Below are 17,164 nucleotides of genomic sequence, written 5' to 3'. Positions count from 1 at the left end.
GTTCCACCGTTCATTGGGCACCCGCCAGGATCTTGAAGTAGGCAGCTTCAAGGCTGCCGCCGCCAAGTGCTTTGGCCTCCTCGAGGGTTCCGCGGAACAGGACCCTTTGCTTGAGGATGACAACCTGGTCCGCCACTTGTTCCAGTTCCATCAGTTGGTGGCTTGAAACCAGCGCGCTTCCACCGGCGGCGGCGAACTCCCGCAAAAAACGTCGCAGCCATTGAATGCCTTCAGGGTCCAGTCCGTTGGCGGGCTCATCGAGGATAAGTAACTGGGGATTACCAACCAGCGCGGAGGCAATTCCCAGGCGTTGCTTCATGCCCAGCGAGTAATCCCGGACCTTTTTGTTGGCTTCCGCCGCCAGATCCACCTGTTCCAGCACCCGCTCCACGTTTTCCCTGTCCACTCCGGCGGCGAGCTGGCAGATCTGCAGGTGCCGGCGCCCCGTCAGCCCGGGCTCCACGTCCATCCCGTCCAAGTTCACGCCCACCCTGCTGGCGGGCCTCCGGAGGGATCGGTAGTCCACGCCGAACACGGTTGCGCGACCGGAAGTCGCCTCCACCAGCCCTGTGAGGCCGGCGAGCGCGGTACTTTTCCCAGCACCGTTGGGGCCTATCAGTCCCACCACCTGTCTTGCGGGCACATCGAACGTCAGCCCTTCGACGACGAAGCGCGTTCCCCTTTTCTTGCTGAACTGCTCAAAGCTGGCGTGAATGGTCACTGCTGCCCTTTCGTGGAGTCTCCAGTTGGTGCGGCTTGCCCTGGCCACAGGGGCGAGCTGGTGATGGTCGCCCAGAGCCACTCCCCCAAGCTCGTCTCGTGTTGGCTGGCTACTTCGGCCCGCCCGGAGGATGAAAGGTTCGTCCCGGATTCCAGGTGGCCGGAGAAGGCCATCACCGGCAAGGCGTCGCCTGCGAGGGCTACGGGGACCAGCGTGTCCAGCGGTGCCATGGAGTTCGACGGCGGTTGGTCACCGATGGTTGCCCGGCCCAGGTTTTCGTGAAGGATCATTCCTTGCGATTGCAGCGTGACTGTGTCTCCGGGGGACAGTGCCCGGGACGGACCTTGGACCGGCATCACGATCTTCAGCTGACCGCCCTGGTAGGTGTACCCAGCTACGGTCACCGCCCTAACGGGAACGATCGCCAGGAGCACCCCGACGGTCAAAAGCCCCAGCAGCACCACCAGGATCCGCCTCCAGCGCGGACTCCCCTTGGCGGCCGCAGCTTGAAAGAACCGGATCACTCCCCTGAGTGCCATGACGAGCAATAGGCACAGGACCGCAAGGACCACCAAGTGGCCCACAAAACCCAGCTGAAGGAAGATCGGCACCAGTCGTTGGTAACCGATCACCATGAAAACTGTTCCGGCGACAAAACTGGCGAGTCCAAACCATAGAAGCAAGCCGCCGCGGTCCAGTGTTCGTCGGGATCCCAGGACCCGGAAGCTGACCACCTCGGCCAAGGCATCCAAGGACTTCTTCCGGAGGTGTGGGATGTCTACGGCAGACATCAAGGCCACGTAACCATCCAGCTTGATGAACGGGAACAGGTTGAGCAAGGCCACGGCGTAGCAAATGACGCCATAAAGGACAGCGGCATCCTTAAGCGATGACTCGGGAAGCAGCGCTTGGCCAGCCAGAACCATGCTGCCCAGAGCCACGTGGACCAAGGGCCCCGCCAAGGCAACCAGCACCCGTTGCTTCCTGGAGCTCAGCCGCCACCCATCCGTCACATCGCAGAAGAACGCAGGCGAGAGATAGAACAGCATGATCCCAATGCGGCGCGGGGTCCCGCCGAAGTACGTAAGTGCCATGCCGTGGCCCAGTTCGTGCAGGAGCGTGGACACGAACATCGCGGCCACTACGTACAGGTACGCCTCCATTGGGAGGGGCGTCGCCAGGACCCGCCACATGCTGGGCCCCGCAATGAAAGCGCCCACCAATCCGCCGAGAAGAAGAAGCAGGGCCACCGCAGCCATTCCGGGCCGCGCCATGGCCGCCACCATCGGCCGGAAGAACTCCAGCAAGGGCGCGGGATTGAACAAGGTGAACTGCACTGTCAGTGGCGGCCTGAACTGGACCCGTCGCATCGCAACGGGCGCCGCACCGCCGTCGAATATTCCTGTGTGCGCCAACTGGCCGACGATCCCCATGACATCCTCGGCTGTCCACGGAAATCCGAGAAAGAGTGCCACTTGAGCCGCATCCTTCTTGCCGTCCACTGCTTTGAGGACGTTTGCGACGTCGGCGGAGACGCGCGCTTTCGGCACACCGTTGACGGCCACGATCCAGGGGCCGGCAGCCGCCAGCGGCGCATCGATGGACCCCGCCGGGGAAAGCTGCACTGGCCACTCGACCGCCCGGCCAGTGGGCACTTTGAGCCTGCTCATATCAGCGGGTGCGGGGTGGAGAAATGGCCGGGCAGGAACAGTCCTTTGGTTTCGTCCATGGTGAGGGGAACGGTGCCGGGGCAGATCGCTTTTCCGGCCACCCAGCCCATGTCCTGGATCGCTGCGGGCAGCCTGTGGGTGAGGCTTACCCAGTGCGTTTGGATGTCCCTTTCCGCGAGGTATCGCACCAAGGTTTCAACGTCCGGCGAAGGTTGGATGTCGGGGAGACCCGCTGGCTGGAAGGACTGGACCCACCGGAGCAACCCGTCAATGGCGGCCGGCGTCGTCCAGAAGTCGGCCCGGGAATCGTCATCCGTCACCGCCGCGGGAGACTGCGGACGGGAACGGGTTTGGAACAGCTCCCGGATTTGGAGTCCTTCCTGAAGTGCCCCGCGCAACGCGGATACAGGGTGGGCGGCTGCTTTGAGCCCTACCGCACCAAAGTGGGCCTCGTCGGCAATCACGCACACCGCCGTCGTCAGCGGACTGCCCTGCTGCGGGATGAACGCCAACAACGGTTCGACGCCGGCAGACCTCGCCGTGTCGAGGAGCAAGAGGAAGCTCCGGGTCTCCTGGGTGGACCACACAGCCTCGGGCAGGGACGCCACATCGAAGCTGAGCAGGGGCGTCCGCTGGTGCCATGCGGCCAAAAACGCGTCCCGTTCCAGCACTTCCCCGATGCCCGCAACCTGCGCAAAGGCCTCCGATGGACCCGATGCTGCGCCATTGGGAGACGGATCGAAGAAGCGGTCCCACGGATTCGCCTCCATGTGTCCGGGGCAGTAGTCCACTACCGGCGCCGGAACATGCGAGGCCTTTCCGGTCAGAAGGTTGGTGGCCCGGTACCAAGGAAATTCGTAGGCGAGCGCTGATGGTCGCCCAAGCCCCGCCGTGATGAAGTCGATCCGCAGGTCCACACTCCCGGCCCCAGCAATAAGGTGCTCGGAATCCGCCGCTGCCGGAGCCAGCGCAAACCGTTCCACGGCTTCTCCCGCACCCCGGGTAATGGAGTCGCGTTTCCTGACGTCAAAGGCCCCGACGGCGGAGGCGAACCCTGCTCGCGATGCCCGCCCATGTGCCAGCACCCCGGCAGTCCGCCACAGCCCAACCTCGTTGGGAACGTACACCCCCGATTCGGACACCAGACCCAGCGCCGGATCGAGAGTCCGTACAGGATCGATGCTCATACGCCGCACACCCACAGCTCAATGTCGTCCAGGCCAGGGGTCCGTGTGGCGATGCGGACCGGCCTGCGTTCCAGGATGGTCAAGCCTTCAGCAGTGATCTCTTCCTCGATGAGGCTGTTGCTGACGAACGCGATGTCGCTGGCGTACGCCGAAGACCGGTACGTGCCACCTTCACCGAAATTGACGTGGATCATGGTGACGTGGCGGGCACCGTTGGCTGGGTCGCGGCTTTCCGTGGTGATCAGGAACGAGTCCTTGCCCAACGGCGAAACTGTTGTGCCGCCGTCGTTTTCTTCTGACTCATGGTGGCTGTCCGCGTTCAGGACCGTGAGAAGGAAACGGCCCTCCGGCGCCAGGCAGCCGCGGACCCTGCGGAACAACGCACGCCTGCCTGCCGGGTCAAGGAGGGTGATGGAACTGGCGCCGAGAACCACGCAACCGAATCCGCCGTCGAGCTCAAAGCTGGACATGTCAGCCTCCACCATGTCCACCACGACTCCGCGCGGGTTGAAGGCCTGCGTTTCCACCTTGGTCTTGAGCAGGGCCAGCATTTCCCTGGAGGAGTCGACGGCGGTCAGCGGACGTCCCAGCGTCAGGAGGGGACGGGTAATCCGTCCGGATCCGGCAGCCAACTCAAGGATGGGCCCCGCGGTTTTGCGCGCCGCGGTGAGGATCTCGGGCAGCTCCGTCAGGTCGTTGGCGGTGACAAGGTCATAGAGGCGGGAGCCTGAAACGCTGTACAGATCCTCTGGAGGATCCACATGGCCCAGGATCCGCAGAACGGCGTCGGCGGTCTTATCTTTTGCGGTGTTCATCAGCTCGTGTTCTCCGGGAGGTTGAGAGTGGTCCGGGGATGCACGCGGGTGGGACGGAACGTGGCACCACCCGCGTGCACCGGCTATGTGGCGGCGATTCCGACGACGATGCCGGCGATGATGATGACGTCACCAACCCGGATGTACCACGGTGTATCGTCCGGGGTGTCGAGGTTCTCCAGCTCTTCGATGGACAGCTGGAGCGTCGAGTTTGCGATCATTGGTTCCTCCTTCCTTGTTGTTGTGTGGATGCTGCAGACGGGCACTACGTGATGCTGACGGCGATGATGCCGATTGCGACTCCCTGGGAGACCCCGATGAACCAGTTCTGGAAGTCAGGGGTGTCCAGCGACTCGATCTCCTGGATGGAAATGTTGAGCTGTTTTTGCATGCGCGTTCACCTCCCTTCGCTGCTGCTGTGGTGGCGGCCTGCGGGAGATCAGGTGATGGCGACGGCGATGCCTACCAGTGCCAGCCCAGCTGAGATGCCCTTGATGCGTTCGTCCCAGTCATCCGGAACGTCCATGGGCTCCAGCTCCTGGATGTGGAGGTCCAGGCTCTTGAGTGTGTTGGTGCTGTTCATGTGTTCACCCCCTCTCTCCTGCCTCTCGTAGATTGCCCGTGGGGCCTGGCAAGATGTGGGGTCCTCCCGCAGCAGCGTTGAGGACGTGCTGGATCTGTGCGGCGTCGATGCCTCGCAGCATCGGAAGCCCGCCACCCCAGTTGCGGATGGACGCGTCCGTGGTGCGTACCAGGATTTCCTCGGTGATGGATGGGAGCCCCGTGATGCCCCACTGCCACATCAACTCGTCAATGCCCCGCCCAGGATCGGGATCCAGTGAAGGTTCCGTTGCCGTCACCATGTTCCAGAGGTGCTTGAGTCGTGTGGAATCGCCCCATCCTGCGGCGCCTTGGCCGATTTCCGTCCAGATAGGGCCAATTACCGAGGACGTCGCAGTCATTTTCCGCGCCCCCGTGACGTAGGCGAGCTCGTTCGCGACGTACCAGTGCTTGGCGCCGTAAGGGTTGCGCCCCATCAGCGCCCAGCCGGTGTGCGTTTCCATGCTCAGGCGGGCGGCGGCCAGCCTCAGCTGCGGAGCATCTTTGCGGGACAGTTGCTGCCCCAGCCGCACTATCCGCTGGATGAGCGTATGGCCGTCGTCGTCAAAGATGCTGTGGTGGCTGCCGATCATGGTCCCGGCCACCCTCAGAAGCGCTTCAAGCAGCCCCTCGTAAACCAGCTTTTTGGGCAGGGTGGCGAAGTGTCCGGCGTCAAGCAGTGCAGCGTCACCTGTCAGGTGCCGCGAGACAATCAAACGGCGTCCGACGGCGGTGTCCAGGCACGCTACTGCGCTGACTTCCGCGCCGGTCCCCACGGTGGACGGCATCAGAATGGTTTTGGGACGTTCCTTGGGGTTGGTCACCGGCGGGAGGACCAGGAGGCCTGAGCGTTTGGCATGGCGTTCAGCGAAGATCGCCAGGCCCGGATCCGCGGTGAACAGCGCGGCGAGCTTGACCGCGTCCAGAACTGAGCCGCCGCCGAGCCCGGCAACGGTCTGAAGTCCGTTTTCGCGGATGAAGCTGCCCACCGTCCGGACGGTTTCCACGGTGACCGGAGTCGCGTCCAGCTCCAGGACCGGGGCACCGTTGAGGTGTCCGGCCAACAGCTTGTCCCGGTGTCCTCCCAAGTGGCTGTCCACCACCAGTCCCGTCCGTCCGCGGGTCAGGCCGCCGATGTACTTGGCTGCCGTGCCGTCGTCGAGGATGACACAGCGGGTCCTCCAGATGTGGTCGGCAATCATGCGAAGACCCCATCTTTTTCGGCGGCGGCCAGGCCGGTTCTTATGGCCTGGCGCAATTCCTCGAAGTTCTCCTCCGTATAGATGAGTGCGGGCAGGAGTTGAATTCGTCCCGGCCCTGCCTGCACGATTGCCCCGGCGTCGTGGATGCTCCGGACTACGGCAAGGACCCCGCTTGATGGGAGGGGCGTTCCGTTGTGGGAACGCAGTTTGATGGCCCTCATGCAGCCGCGGCCCGTGGAATTGCCTATTCCTCGCGTGTTTTGCAGGTCCTCAATGAGGCTGCTGAGGCCTGAGGCCACCTGCTTGGTCAGGGTGTTGTGGTCCAGTCGTTTCATCTCGGCGATGGTGCTGAGGATCGCCGCACACGTTGCCGGCGTGCCGGCCTGCGTTTCTCCGTGAACGAAGACGGATTCGTTCTTGTCGAAAGTCTCCGTGACCCGCTGTGCGATCAGGAGGGCGGCGCAGGCGCTGGTGCCGTTGGTCAGTCCCTTGGACGTCACGATGACGTCCGGTTGTTGGGGCCATTCGTCTGAGGCGAACCAGCCATTCACCCTGCCGAATCCGGTGGCTACCTCGTCGGCTACCACGAGGAAGCCGTGCTGGTCCCGGTATTTGATAACCGCTTCGATGAAAGCGTCCGGGACCGCTTCCGCCCCTGAACCCAGCACGGGCTCCATGACGACCGCTGCAACCCTGTGGCCTTCCCTCTGCATGAGCTGCGCCAGTTCCGCGCCGTCGTCGTCAAAACTGATGTGCCGGATGTTCCGCCGGTCCACTCCGTACACGGCTTGTCCCAGTTCGTCGCCGCTCAGTGCCTGGCTTCCGTACGTCAGCCCGTGATAGCTGCCCTTCAGCCCGACGACAAGTCTCCGTTCAGGCTGCCCGTCCAGGACGAAGTACTGACGAGCCAGTTTCATCACAGCATCGTTGGCAGCGCCTCCGGAGGTAGAGAAGAGGACGCGCTGGAAGCTGTGGGACGGCAGGTTCACCAAGGCCTTGGAGGCTTCAACGGCCGCGCGATGAGCCGTGCGAAAGAGCGGCAGGTAGGACGCCTTGTGGAGTTCCTGGGCTACGGCCTCAGCGATGTTCTGGTTTCCGTAGCCCAGGTTGGTGTTCCAGAGCCCGCTCTTGGCGCAGAGGCGTTGCCGTCCGTCGTCGAAGGTGACATGGACTCCGTTGGCACTGACCGCTGTGTGGCTTTCCCCTGCAAAGTCATGCTGGGAGACGAGTGGTACCCAGAGTGGAAGTTGGGTCCTGGGGGTGGGAAGGATCGGCACAACGGTCATCAGCGTGCACCAACAATGTCGATACCGAGTTGCCCAAACCGGTCAAGGACAGCATGGGCGGCTTCCTCGGCGAGCGCGGCTGAAACTTTGAGGGCCGGCGCCGCTGCGATGGCAGCTACCTTGACGTCGCGAAGGTTGGAAACGGCTTCGATAATGGCTGCGGCGTCAGGACCGATCTTGAAGAGACGCCCGGTCTTGGCGTCCAGAAGGGTATGGTCACTACCCTGCTTCAGAATGAAGGGAGCATGTGCCGACGGCAGGCCATCGCGCAGCGCGGCGCCGTAGAGGCTGGCTCCGAATCCCACCAACTTGGTACCGGGACGGTCCTCGCGGGCTACAAATTTCCAGGCGTCCAAGGCTGCCAGGTAGCGGGCGATCCACGGCTTGGCGGCCAGCGACTCGTAGATGTCCCAGGGGTAGTAGGCCGCTGCAACGGCGGACTCGGGCCGGAGCGCAATGGCCCTGATCCGCAGGTCAGCAAGAGCGTCCCCAACCGTGCCAATCTTGGTTCCGTAGGGTCCGCTGAGAATGGATCCGTCCCAGGTGATATGGAGACGGGCCAACAGGAGGTTGTCCTTTGGCGCCCCGCTCAGCAGTCCCCGCTCAGCCAGCACCGCATTGACCTCGGTAAGTTGCTGAACGAAGTGCCCCGTACGGCAGGCTTCCTCGGCGTCGTCGAAGAAGGCCTGCCAGTCCTCTTTAGTGGTGATCCTGACTACCGTCACACCCACCAGGTTCACGAACGGGATGGCCACATAGTCCTGGATTTCCAGGCTCAGCGCGCCGTCCACCAGGAGTTCTTCCCCCGCGACATCGAAGGATCCCGTGACGGGCACAATGCCCGGGTCCGTGTTGTCCCCGTTGAGGACCAGGATGGTGGAGTCCTCACCGGCCAGCGTCTTCGCGTAGCCGGTATGGTCAGGATTCTCGACAAAAATGACGTGGCCCGGGATACGCCCCGGAATGCCGGTGATCCACTGATCCACAGCGGCGGCAATGCTCTGTTGCTGACTCAGCTTCAATGACCCAACCCCCAATAGTTGTGCACTCTTCTCCGGAGCAGTCCCGGCATCATTTCCGGGTGCTCGTTATGAGAAGGACACTATGGGCGGGCCGAAGGGCCACAGGGCGGAAAGCGGAAACTAGGTGGTGAATCGGCCGAAATTAGGGGTCATTTGGGGGCGTCTAGGTGGTGGTTGGGGAGTGACCTAGGTGGTGGAAGAAACAGGGCCGGATCCCAAGAGATGGCTCAGTGCCCGGGCATCTCCAGGCAGCCGCCGTCCATAATGCTGCCGCCGGTAGAAATGTCGACCTTGCCGTCGAGAGCCACGTATCCGAAGAGGCATCCGCCTTGCGGCGACGCTGCCCCAAACCGCACACCATTTCCGTTGTCATCCGTCTGCACCGCGTCCGTAAGTCCAACAGAGCCGAACGCTTCCACTACGGCAGGTGCGGTGGTGGGCTCGCTGAGTGATTCAAGTGCCTTTCGAGCGGGTTCAAGATAGGAATTGAGATGTTCCCGCATGTCCGGCGTCAGGGCTCTTCGCTGGCGGTACAGCTCGTTCGCCGCCATGGCCGCTTCAGGATCCACCACCACACAGTCATCCGTCACCACCGGGATTCCCTCCACAGAGCGACACACTTGCGGGGGCGTGTTTGGTGTCGGAGCATCAGTCGGCGCCGTGCTCACCCCTCCCGGAATCGCACAGCTGGTGGTCCCCAGGATGGCTGCCAGGATCAAACAAGACAGCAGTGTTTGGCGTAATTTTTTCCCCATCCAAGGACCCTACGGGACTTCAACAGTTCGGACCAGTCAATTCATCCATCGATTTTAGGTTGTCGCGAACCAGTCGCGGAGTAGCATGCCTTATGGAATCTTTCACCTGGGCAAAAGCCTCCCCCGATCACCCGGAGAAAACCAAGGTCGCTGTTCTGCTTCCCGGTTCCGGATATCCCGTGGAGGGTCCGGTCCTCTTCTGGGCTGGCGAAATGCTGGGATCTCTGGGCTGGCATGTTCAGGCCGTCCGGTGGACTGCTGACGATTCGCCCAGTGCTGCCCCTCACGAGTTCGCGGCCGAGGCTGCCGAGCAAGCTTTTGCCGCCTCACCCGCCGCCGATCAACGATTGATTGTCGCGAAGTCGTTCAGTACTTTGAGCATTCCGTGGGCCGAGGAAGCTCGCATCCCCGGCATCTGGCTGACACCACTGCTCACAGATGAGCGGGTCAGAAGCACCATCGGTGCTTCGTCGAAGGACGACCTGTTCATCGGTGGTTCGCAGGACAAACTGTGGGACGGCGGTCGTAAATCAGAGAGTGAAAAAACGTTCTTTGAAGTGCCTGGAGCCGACCACTCTTTGCAGATCCCTGGAGATTGGCGCGCCTCCCAACAAGCCCAAGCTGAAGTGTTCACACGGATTGAGGAGTTTGTCGTGGGGCTGGCCTAAGCCCCAACGTTCAGCAGGCACAGTCTCAGCGGGTACAAGAAAGAGGTTGGATTGGGCGCTGATGTGCACCCAACCCAACCTCTTTCAAGCTAAACGAACCTAAAGAACCGTGGTCCGCGACAGCGACAGGTCCTTTGTCTCGCGGAAGAACAGGACCACAACTACTGCGGACACCAATGCCATTCCCATCAGGTAGAAGGCCGGAGCCAGCGGTGAGCCAAAGCCCGCAACCAAACCGGTGGCTACAAAGGGAGCCGTTCCACCGAACAGCACGTAGGCCAGGGTGTACCCGATAGCTGAGCCGGATGCCCGGACCGAGGAAGGGAACATCTCCACCAGTGCCGGTACGTTGGACGTTCCAATTACGGCCACCAAAGCACCCAGAACACTGGTTCCCAGGATCGCGAAGCCGAGACCCAGCGGCATGATGGAGAACGCGGGGATGGTCATCACCACGAAGCCAACGCACGCCACCAGCAGCATCTTTTTACGACCAAAGCGGTCGCTCCCACGCGCAGCCAGAGGACAAACTGCCGTGTACACCAGCATGGTGATCACGCTGGTGATCATCGATTCGGCAGAGGAGTAGCCAAGGCTCGAGGTCATGTACGCGATCATGTAGCTGCTCATCAGGTAGTAAGCGATGGCGTTGGTGATGCTGTATCCGAAAAGCGTGAAGATCTGGCGAGAGCACATTCGGATGGCATCACCCAGGGGCCGCTTTGCCACTTCGCCAGTCTTTTCCAAACCGCGGAACACGGGAGTGTCGTCCACCTTGGAGCGGATATAAAGGCCAATCAAACCAAGAGGTGCCGCGAGCAGGAACGGAATCCGCCAACCCCAGGCCTGAAGGTCTGCAGTGCTCAACGTTGCGGTAATTGCAGCACCCAGCAGCGCACCGGCAACCGAGGCCAGCCCAACGGTGGCCGGGATAATGCTGGCGTACGTGGCGCGCTTTCCTTCCGGGGCGTACTCAACAATGAAGGCCGAGGAACCCGTGTATTCGCCGCCCGTTGTGAAGCCCTGCACCGCGCGGAACAGGAACAGCAGGATCGGAGCCCAAATGCCGATCACCGCAAACGTCGGCAGGATACCGATGCAGAACGTCGCCGCGCTCATGATCAGCACGCACAGGCCGAGCATCTTGTTGCGGCCAATCCGGTCACCGTAGCGTCCAAAGAACGCCGCCCCGAGCGGCCTGGCGATGAAGCCGCCGGCGAAGATCGCCCACACGGCCAGAAGTGACGCCGTCGTGGAGTAATCCGGGAAGAAGAGCTTCGCGATGGTGACGGACATGACCGCATAGGCCGCGGAGTCGAACCATTCGACGAAATTCCCGACGGCGGCTGCCGCGGCGACGCGCTTCAGGCTGCGCCGCGGGGAAGACTCGGTGTCAGCAACTTTCTGGGTCATCGTATTCATGATTGTTGTCCTTCGAGGCGGGGAGAGGCTACAACGTGTGGGAGTTCGCGGAGTTGGGCCCGCTGGACTTTACCGGTGGCCGACTTCGGCAGCGCGGTGACGTATTCGATGAATCGCGGGTACGCGAAGCGGGAGAAGTTTTCCTTCACGTGCGCCACGATGGTTTCGCTCAGTTCCGCTCCCCCAGCGTGACCGGGCATTAGTTCGATCCAGGCTTTGATGGACTGGCCACGGAGCTCGTCGGGCACGCCGGTGACGGACACGTCTCTGACGGGATCGAGCTCGCGAATGACTGCCTCCAGCTCATAGGGTCCAACGCGGTAGCCGGAGGTTTTTATGACGTCATCGGTCCTCCCCAGGAACCAGAAGTAGCCGTCGTCGTCCGTGTAGGCCTGGTCCTTGGTGTGGTACCAACCGCCTCCGAACGCGGTGGCGGACGCCTCCGGCATGTTCCAGTATCCCAAGGGAAATTGCGGGTTGGATCGCGCGCGGAGGCAGACCTCACCGGTCTCGCCCGGGGCCACTTCCCGCTCGTCTTCGTCCAGCAACCGGACTTCCCATCCAGGAAGTGGACGCCCCATGGACCCCGGCTTCACTGGCACGTCCGGGTAGTTGCCCAGCAGCGGGTAGGACTCGGTGGAACCGTAGTAATCGAGCAGGGTCACCCCGTACTGCGCTTCGAACCATGTGATCAAGTCCGGAGTCAGCGGCTCATTGGACGAACAAACCGTCCGCAGTGAGAGCGGGAAGCGAGCACCGGCGTCGGGCACGTCTTCGCGCATCTTGCGCAGGAACGTCGGATTGACCAGCGCGCTGGTGACGCGGTGGCGGCTCATGCTCTCCAGCAGGGCTACGGGGTCGAAGCCGCCACTGGGCCGGAAAACCAAGTGCGTGGCGCCGAGCCTGAGCGGGCCCATGAGCTTGGCCAGCGACCATGCCCAGTCCCCCGCACCGTAGAACACGTCGCCGTCGCCAATCTGGTGGCAGTACTCGAACTCGTTGTGGCCAAGCAGGGTCCGGTGCGCGTGAACGATTCCTTTCGCGCGGCCGGTGGTGCCCGAGGTGTAGAAGATCAGGGCGGGGTCGTCAGCCTTGGTTTCGACGTCCTGGAATTCTGTGGGCGCCTCCTTGACGGCCGGGCTGTCGATGTCGATGAACGTGCCCTCGTAGTCCTCGAACAGGTGCTTCGCTGAGTCCTCGGCGATGATCACCGACGCGCCACTGTCTTCCAGCCGGAAGCGGATCGGCTCAGCCGCCCAGAGCAGGGACATCGTGACCAGGATGGCGCCGGTCCGCAGCACACCCAGGTACGCGGCCGGGGTGTCTGCGCGTTGCGGGAGCAAGACGGCGACCCGGTCACCTTTCTTGATGCCGGCCTGTCGGAGCGTGGCGGCAATCTGCCGCGAGCGGTCCTGGATCTCGCCCCAGCTCACCTCACGTTGACCTTCGACGGCGGACTCCAGGATGAGTGCGCGCTTGTCCCTTGGGTGCCGGTCGGCGACGTCGACGGCCATGTTGTAGAGTTCCGGCACCTCCCAGTGGTGGCTGTTCCGTAGTTCGGTGTAGCGGTCCTGGGTTGCTGTTTTCATGGTGTTTTCCCGTCCGATCAGCGGCGGCCGGCGAGGAAGCGGGCCATTTCGCGCTGGGGCTCGCCGGTGCCGTAGGCCTCGCGGTGCACGCGCTTGGCTTCTGCCATGGCATCGGTGAGGTCGTCGTCTTCGAGGCTGCGCAGTCGGTTCTTGGTCAGGCGGACTGCGCCCGGAGGAAGGAGGCTCAAGCGCGAGGCGAGTTCCAGGGCGTAGGCCAGCGTGCCGCCGTCGTCCGCCAAGTAGTTAAGGAGGCCGAGCCGCTGGGCCTCCGCAGCGTCCACCAGTTCGCCGGTGAGGACGAACTGGGAGGTCTTGGACTTGCCGAGGATGCTCCACATGGCCCAGATGCCGGTGATGCTGGGGATGCCGGAGAGGACTTCGGGCTGGCCCATGCGGACTTTGGAGTCGCCGACGCGGAGGTCCGCGAGAAGCGAGTACTGGAAGCCGGAGCCGGCGGCGACGCCGTTGACTGCGGCGATGGTGATCTGGTCGAGGTTGCGGACGGCCCGGTAGAGGCGGTCGAAACCGTCGATCCACGCTTCCGCGGACTCGTGATCCTCTGGGTTCATAGACGCGGTCTCAGCCAGATCCTGCCCGGCGCAGAACGCGCGGCCGCTGCCGGTGAGGATGACGGTGCGGACTTCATCGTTGCCTTTGAGGCCTTCGAGGTAGTCGATGAGTTCGCTGCGCATGGCCTCGGTCCAGGCGTTGAGCTTCTCCGGGCGGTTCAGGGTGATGGTGGCGATGGGGCCGTTTTGTTCGAAGAGGACATCCTGGGACATTGGGGGTTTCCTTCGGTTCGTTGGGGCTTCTTGAGTCCCATCTGACCATCGGAGAATGTGACCCGTCTAACATCAATATCTACTCACCTTGATACCAAACTGATATGGTGCCGCGATGGACCTCCACCATCTCAAGTACTTCGTGGTGCTCTCCGAGGAGCTGCATTTCGGGCGTGCTGCACAGCGTTTACACATGGCTCAGCCCCCGCTTTCCCAGCGGATCAAGGACCTGGAGAAAGAGCTCGGAGTGCAGTTGTTTCACCGTCGACGGACCGGTGTGGAGCTCTCCGAAGCAGGGGCGTTGCTGCTGGAGCACGCGCGTGGGGTGCTGGATCACGTGGCCATGGCGCAGGAATCGATGCGTCGGATCCGGCCTGGCGCTTCGGGAATCCTGCAGGTTGCCGTGCCGCCTGATACGAACCCGGTTGCCTTGTCCACGATGGTTTCTACGTTTGCTGCGTCTGCGCCTGACGTTCTGCTGAACCTGCACGAGCTCACCACCGTTGAGCAGGTTGAGCGACTGCGCGACGGCGAACTGGACGTCGCGGTGGTGCGTCACCCATTGAGTAGCGTGGGTTTCGAGTCGGGGGCTTTGTATTCGAGGGCTCTAGGCGTGGTGCTCAATGCTTCGCACCCGCTGGCTTCGCGTGAGTCTGTGCGGCTTGGCGCTCTTGCCGGGAGCCCGTTGATCATCTTCCCGCGGCACATGGCGCCCACACTGTACGACTCGTTCCTGCACACATGTCGCGACGCTGGCTACCTGCCGGCTGCGATTGTGCACGCGAGGAACCAGCACTTCACGCACGGGCTGATCATGGCCGGACGAGGGGTGCACTTCAACGAGGCGCCTTGGACGCCGCTGCCCTCGGGCATTGTGTGGCGGCCGCTGGAAGGTGATCCCTTGGCTTGGCGGACGTCCGCACTGTGGTTGAAGAGCCGACGGTCAGCGGAGACGGACGCGTTTGTTGCGGCTGTGGGGGCTGGGTTGGAGGCCGGTGGGCACGGGTAGCGGACCGCGTTTGCAGTCCACCCCTTGAAGGTCGTCGCGCCTGAAGCGTAACCTGCACGCAAAGAAGCAAAGATTGCAGGATTTGCTAGGAGCACGGCATGAATTTGCTGAGCCAGATACTCGCAGGATCCACCGGCCTTGCGCTGACCAGCGTTGGCATCCTGGAGATCTTCTTCCATGGCGATCAACGTTTCCACCGGATCTTCCTGATCCGACCTGACGACGTGCCGGCAGTGCGGATGTGGGCGATGAACGTTGGCGCCTACAACATCACATTCGGCCTGGGCATCGCTGTGGGCCTGTGGCTGGTGAACTTCTCAAGCAGTCCCGCCAGCGGGTCGGCGATAACCATCTTCTGCTGCGCGTGCCACGTCTTCCTTGGTTTCTGGCTCTGGGTCACGGAGAAGCGCCTTCTGGTCAGCGCCATCGGCCAGTCGCTCTTTCCCGCACTAGCGATCGTTTTCTACGTTCTCCTCCACTAGAAGGGGGCGGATTCGTTCATACCCTGGTAGCGCACGAAGCGTTGTTCCATGCTGCCCAGCCAACCAGCAATGCAATCGGTTCATAGGAATTCACTGAGTGGCGCCCCTTTTGTCACCGAGCCAGCCGCCCCTCCGGACGTTTACGCAGGGACATCAAGGCGAAGGCATACAGCAAGCCACGCGCCACACCGAACAACCAAGGAAACGGCAGGTCGAAGCCCAACCAGAACACTGCTTCCGCTGGGAGAAGGGCCAGCCCAAGAACCAGCCCGGACTTGCGCCCCCTCCATGCCAGCCAAGCCGCCCACGACGCAGCCAGGACTACGGCCAGGAACACCATAAGCAGCGACACGAAGGTCCATCTTTGCAGGCCGTCCCAAGGACCTGCGTACATCGGGAACAGGTCCATGAACATCGGCAGATACCCGTTCTGGAGGAGGTAGATGCCGACTGGAATAGCGGGAATCCCGAAAGCTGCGGCATAGATCCATGTCAGCACGGCCGCCACACGCGCTTTCTGCATAGCCTTCCTCGTTTCGGCCCGCCCCATGCATTTCCGACTGCCAGTGGAGCCGGTTACAACCAGTGTGGAGCAGGGCGCTCCTCGACGGAAGCGGGCAGCGATTTCGATCTTAGGAACCCAGGGCAAAATCCTGTACGTCCATTGATTGATGTCGGATTATGGAGTTTGAGTTTCATACCGCCCGAGCTGGCTCGGAGTCGAGGGATAGGGAAAGTGTTCGCATGAAAGAAAGCCGGTCCAGCCGAGCCACGGAGGATATCGCTGTCGCCCAACTTGCCGGCTCATTCGTCGCCTATGGTCTTATGCTGTTGGCGTTCCTTGTCCTCCTCATATTCCGACCCAGTGCCTACGACCCGAGTACCTACTGGGCCATGGCACTCATGGCGTTCCTCTTCGTTACCGCACTACTCATCGTCATAGTACGAGGCGTGCGAGGCCTGAAACGCCTCAACGCATCGGTGAAGGAGGACCGCCGACGCAGCGCCGCGGGGCTCCCATTGGAGCGGGAAGACCCGCAACGACCAGAAACACCGTCCGGCCCGGGGGCGGAATAGCTATGCCAATGCCCTATCCCCCGGGAGCTGGCCACATCCATCGAAAGACGGAACCGCCGTCGCCATGCTCCTGTTCCTTGCGGACTCTTCGACGGCAGCCAGCGAGATAAAAGGAAGCCCTCGCGGCCTACGCCCCCTCGAACCAGCCCCGCGCAGGGTTACTAACCTCAGGCGCCTCCCGGAACACGCCAGGCTGGGCAACCCACCCGACACCGTTGGCGATCACCTTCTGGATCTGCGGCTGGTGGTACACCGGGTATTCCTGGTCGCCGGGGCTGAAGTAGAAGATCCGGCCCTTGCCGCGCGAGAACGTCACGCCGGAGCGGAACACCTCTCCCCCGGTAAACGAACTGATGAAGATCAGGTCATCGGGCTCGGGAATGTCGAACAGTTCGCCGTACATTTCCTGCTTCGGGATAATAAGCGGGCTTTCAACGCCGGCCGCGATCGGGTGCGACGGCTTGACCGTCCACACGAGTTCCCGCTCCCCCTCGTTGCGCCACTTCAGGGAGCAGGTAGTCCCCAACAATCGAGTGAAAATCTTGGCAAAGTGCCCCGAGTGGAGCACCACCAAGCCCATGCCTCCCAGCACATGGCGCTGCACGCGCTCCACCACTTCATCACTAACTTCCTGATGCGCGATGTGCCCCCACCACAACAGCACGTCGGTCTGCTCCAGAACTTCCTCGGAGAGTCCGTGCTCGGGGTCGGCGAGTGTCGCCGTCGAGATTTCGGAGTCCGGGTAGAAGCCGCGGAGCCCGGCGGCGATGGCGCCGTGGATCCCTTCGGGGTACATCTCGCCGATCGTGGCGGGCTCGTTGCGGGCCTCGTGGACGGCCTCGTTCCAGACGACAATCTTCAATTTCGAATCAGACAT

20 protein-coding genes are annotated in these 17,164 nt (G+C 62.5%); 4 read left to right on the top strand and 16 right to left on the bottom strand.

What is annotated here, in order from left to right:
* Positions 1-10: 10 nt before the first annotated feature.
* From ACIQLI_RS17730 to ACIQLI_RS17680, 11 genes are all read right to left on the bottom strand, one after another.
* On the bottom strand, positions 11-721 hold the full coding sequence (locus ACIQLI_RS17730; RefSeq protein ID WP_400390758.1) for an ABC transporter ATP-binding protein: 711 nt from the start codon (positions 719-721) through the stop codon (positions 11-13).
* On the bottom strand, positions 718-2,376 hold the full coding sequence (gene mpaP / locus ACIQLI_RS17725; protein ID WP_400390756.1) for a daptide biosynthesis intramembrane metalloprotease: 1,659 nt from the start codon (positions 2,374-2,376) through the stop codon (positions 718-720). Before mpaP ends, ACIQLI_RS17730 begins: the two co-directional genes overlap by 4 nt.
* A gap of 11 nt (positions 2,377-2,387) precedes the next feature.
* Positions 2,388-3,578 (bottom strand): YcaO-like family protein, encoded by a 1,191-nt coding sequence (locus ACIQLI_RS17720; RefSeq protein ID WP_400390754.1) that lies wholly within the window; start codon positions 3,576-3,578, stop codon positions 2,388-2,390.
* Positions 3,575-4,393, bottom strand: a complete 819-nt coding sequence (gene mpaM / locus ACIQLI_RS17715) for a daptide-type RiPP biosynthesis methyltransferase (protein WP_400390752.1) — start codon at positions 4,391-4,393, stop codon at positions 3,575-3,577. The genes ACIQLI_RS17720 and mpaM overlap by 4 nt, the downstream gene beginning before the upstream one ends.
* An 83-nt stretch (positions 4,394-4,476) precedes the next feature.
* Positions 4,477-4,614: a daptide-type RiPP gene (locus tag ACIQLI_RS17710; protein WP_157731903.1), complete on the bottom strand. Its 138-nt coding sequence runs from the start codon at positions 4,612-4,614 to the stop codon at positions 4,477-4,479.
* A 44-nt stretch (positions 4,615-4,658) separates the two neighbouring features.
* On the bottom strand, positions 4,659-4,784 hold the full coding sequence (locus tag ACIQLI_RS17705) for a daptide-type RiPP (protein ID WP_256378406.1): 126 nt from the start codon (positions 4,782-4,784) through the stop codon (positions 4,659-4,661).
* Positions 4,785-4,832: 48 nt separating this feature from the next.
* Positions 4,833-4,976 (bottom strand): daptide-type RiPP, encoded by a 144-nt coding sequence (locus ACIQLI_RS17700; RefSeq protein WP_280623723.1) that lies wholly within the window; start codon positions 4,974-4,976, stop codon positions 4,833-4,835.
* 4 nt (positions 4,977-4,980) lie between these two features.
* On the bottom strand, positions 4,981-6,195 hold the full coding sequence (gene mpaC / locus ACIQLI_RS17695) for a daptide-type RiPP biosynthesis dehydogenase (RefSeq protein ID WP_400390749.1): 1,215 nt from the start codon (positions 6,193-6,195) through the stop codon (positions 4,981-4,983).
* A complete protein-coding gene (gene mpaD / locus ACIQLI_RS17690) occupies positions 6,192-7,481 on the bottom strand; it encodes a daptide-type RiPP biosynthesis aminotransferase (RefSeq protein ID WP_400390747.1) in 1,290 nt (429 codons plus the stop codon). The genes mpaC and mpaD overlap by 4 nt, the downstream gene beginning before the upstream one ends.
* Positions 7,481-8,503: a daptide biosynthesis RiPP recognition protein gene (gene mpaB / locus ACIQLI_RS17685; protein ID WP_400390745.1), complete on the bottom strand. Its 1,023-nt coding sequence runs from the start codon at positions 8,501-8,503 to the stop codon at positions 7,481-7,483. The genes mpaD and mpaB overlap by 1 nt, the downstream gene beginning before the upstream one ends.
* A gap of 227 nt (positions 8,504-8,730) precedes the next feature.
* Positions 8,731-9,111 carry a hypothetical protein gene (locus ACIQLI_RS17680; RefSeq protein ID WP_400390743.1) on the bottom strand — a complete coding sequence of 127 codons (381 nt, stop codon included), beginning with the start codon at positions 9,109-9,111 and terminating at the stop codon, positions 8,731-8,733.
* A 326-nt stretch (positions 9,112-9,437) separates the two neighbouring features.
* On the opposite strand from ACIQLI_RS17680, the gene ACIQLI_RS17675 reads away from it, so the two are divergent.
* Entirely contained in the window at positions 9,438-9,926 is a 489-nt protein-coding gene (locus ACIQLI_RS17675; RefSeq protein WP_400390741.1) for a hypothetical protein, read from the top strand.
* A 99-nt stretch (positions 9,927-10,025) separates the two neighbouring features.
* Here the strand turns inward: ACIQLI_RS17675 and ACIQLI_RS17670 are convergent, their stop codons facing one another.
* Genes ACIQLI_RS17670 through ACIQLI_RS17660 form a run of 3 tightly spaced genes read right to left on the bottom strand, consistent with a single transcriptional unit; the run spans position 10,026 to position 13,719 of the window.
* Entirely contained in the window at positions 10,026-11,348 is a 1,323-nt protein-coding gene (locus ACIQLI_RS17670; protein WP_400390740.1) for an MFS transporter, read from the bottom strand.
* A complete protein-coding gene (locus ACIQLI_RS17665; RefSeq protein ID WP_400390738.1) occupies positions 11,345-12,937 on the bottom strand; it encodes an acyl-CoA synthetase in 1,593 nt (530 codons plus the stop codon). Before ACIQLI_RS17665 ends, ACIQLI_RS17670 begins: the two co-directional genes overlap by 4 nt.
* 17 nt (positions 12,938-12,954) lie before the next feature.
* Positions 12,955-13,719 (bottom strand): enoyl-CoA hydratase/isomerase family protein, encoded by a 765-nt coding sequence (locus ACIQLI_RS17660; RefSeq protein WP_400390736.1) that lies wholly within the window; start codon positions 13,717-13,719, stop codon positions 12,955-12,957.
* Between the two features lie 115 nt (positions 13,720-13,834).
* Here ACIQLI_RS17660 and ACIQLI_RS17655 point away from each other — a divergent pair, with 115 nt between their 5' ends.
* Positions 13,835-14,728, top strand: a complete 894-nt coding sequence (locus ACIQLI_RS17655) for a LysR family transcriptional regulator (RefSeq protein ID WP_400390734.1) — start codon at positions 13,835-13,837, stop codon at positions 14,726-14,728.
* Between the two features lie 98 nt (positions 14,729-14,826).
* On the top strand, positions 14,827-15,210 hold the full coding sequence (locus ACIQLI_RS17650) for a DUF1304 family protein (protein ID WP_400390732.1): 384 nt from the start codon (positions 14,827-14,829) through the stop codon (positions 15,208-15,210).
* A 112-nt stretch (positions 15,211-15,322) separates the two neighbouring features.
* On the opposite strand, the gene ACIQLI_RS17645 is transcribed toward ACIQLI_RS17650, so the two are convergent.
* Positions 15,323-15,733, bottom strand: a complete 411-nt coding sequence (locus ACIQLI_RS17645) for a hypothetical protein (protein WP_400390730.1) — start codon at positions 15,731-15,733, stop codon at positions 15,323-15,325.
* Between the two features lie 221 nt (positions 15,734-15,954).
* Between ACIQLI_RS17645 and ACIQLI_RS17640 the strand changes: the two genes are divergently transcribed.
* Positions 15,955-16,287, top strand: a complete 333-nt coding sequence (locus tag ACIQLI_RS17640) for a hypothetical protein (protein ID WP_400390728.1) — start codon at positions 15,955-15,957, stop codon at positions 16,285-16,287.
* Between the two features lie 127 nt (positions 16,288-16,414).
* Here the strand turns inward: ACIQLI_RS17640 and ACIQLI_RS17635 are convergent, their stop codons facing one another.
* On the bottom strand, positions 16,415-17,164 hold the full coding sequence (locus ACIQLI_RS17635; protein WP_400390726.1) for a ThuA domain-containing protein: 750 nt from the start codon (positions 17,162-17,164) through the stop codon (positions 16,415-16,417).

The organism is Paenarthrobacter sp. NPDC091669 (assembly GCF_044756725.1).
In the GTDB taxonomy this organism is placed as follows: Bacteria; Actinomycetota; Actinomycetes; order Actinomycetales; family Micrococcaceae; genus Arthrobacter; species Arthrobacter bambusae_C.
Note: the sequence above shows the minus strand (reverse complement) of the source record. Positions and strands in the feature narration are given on the sequence as shown.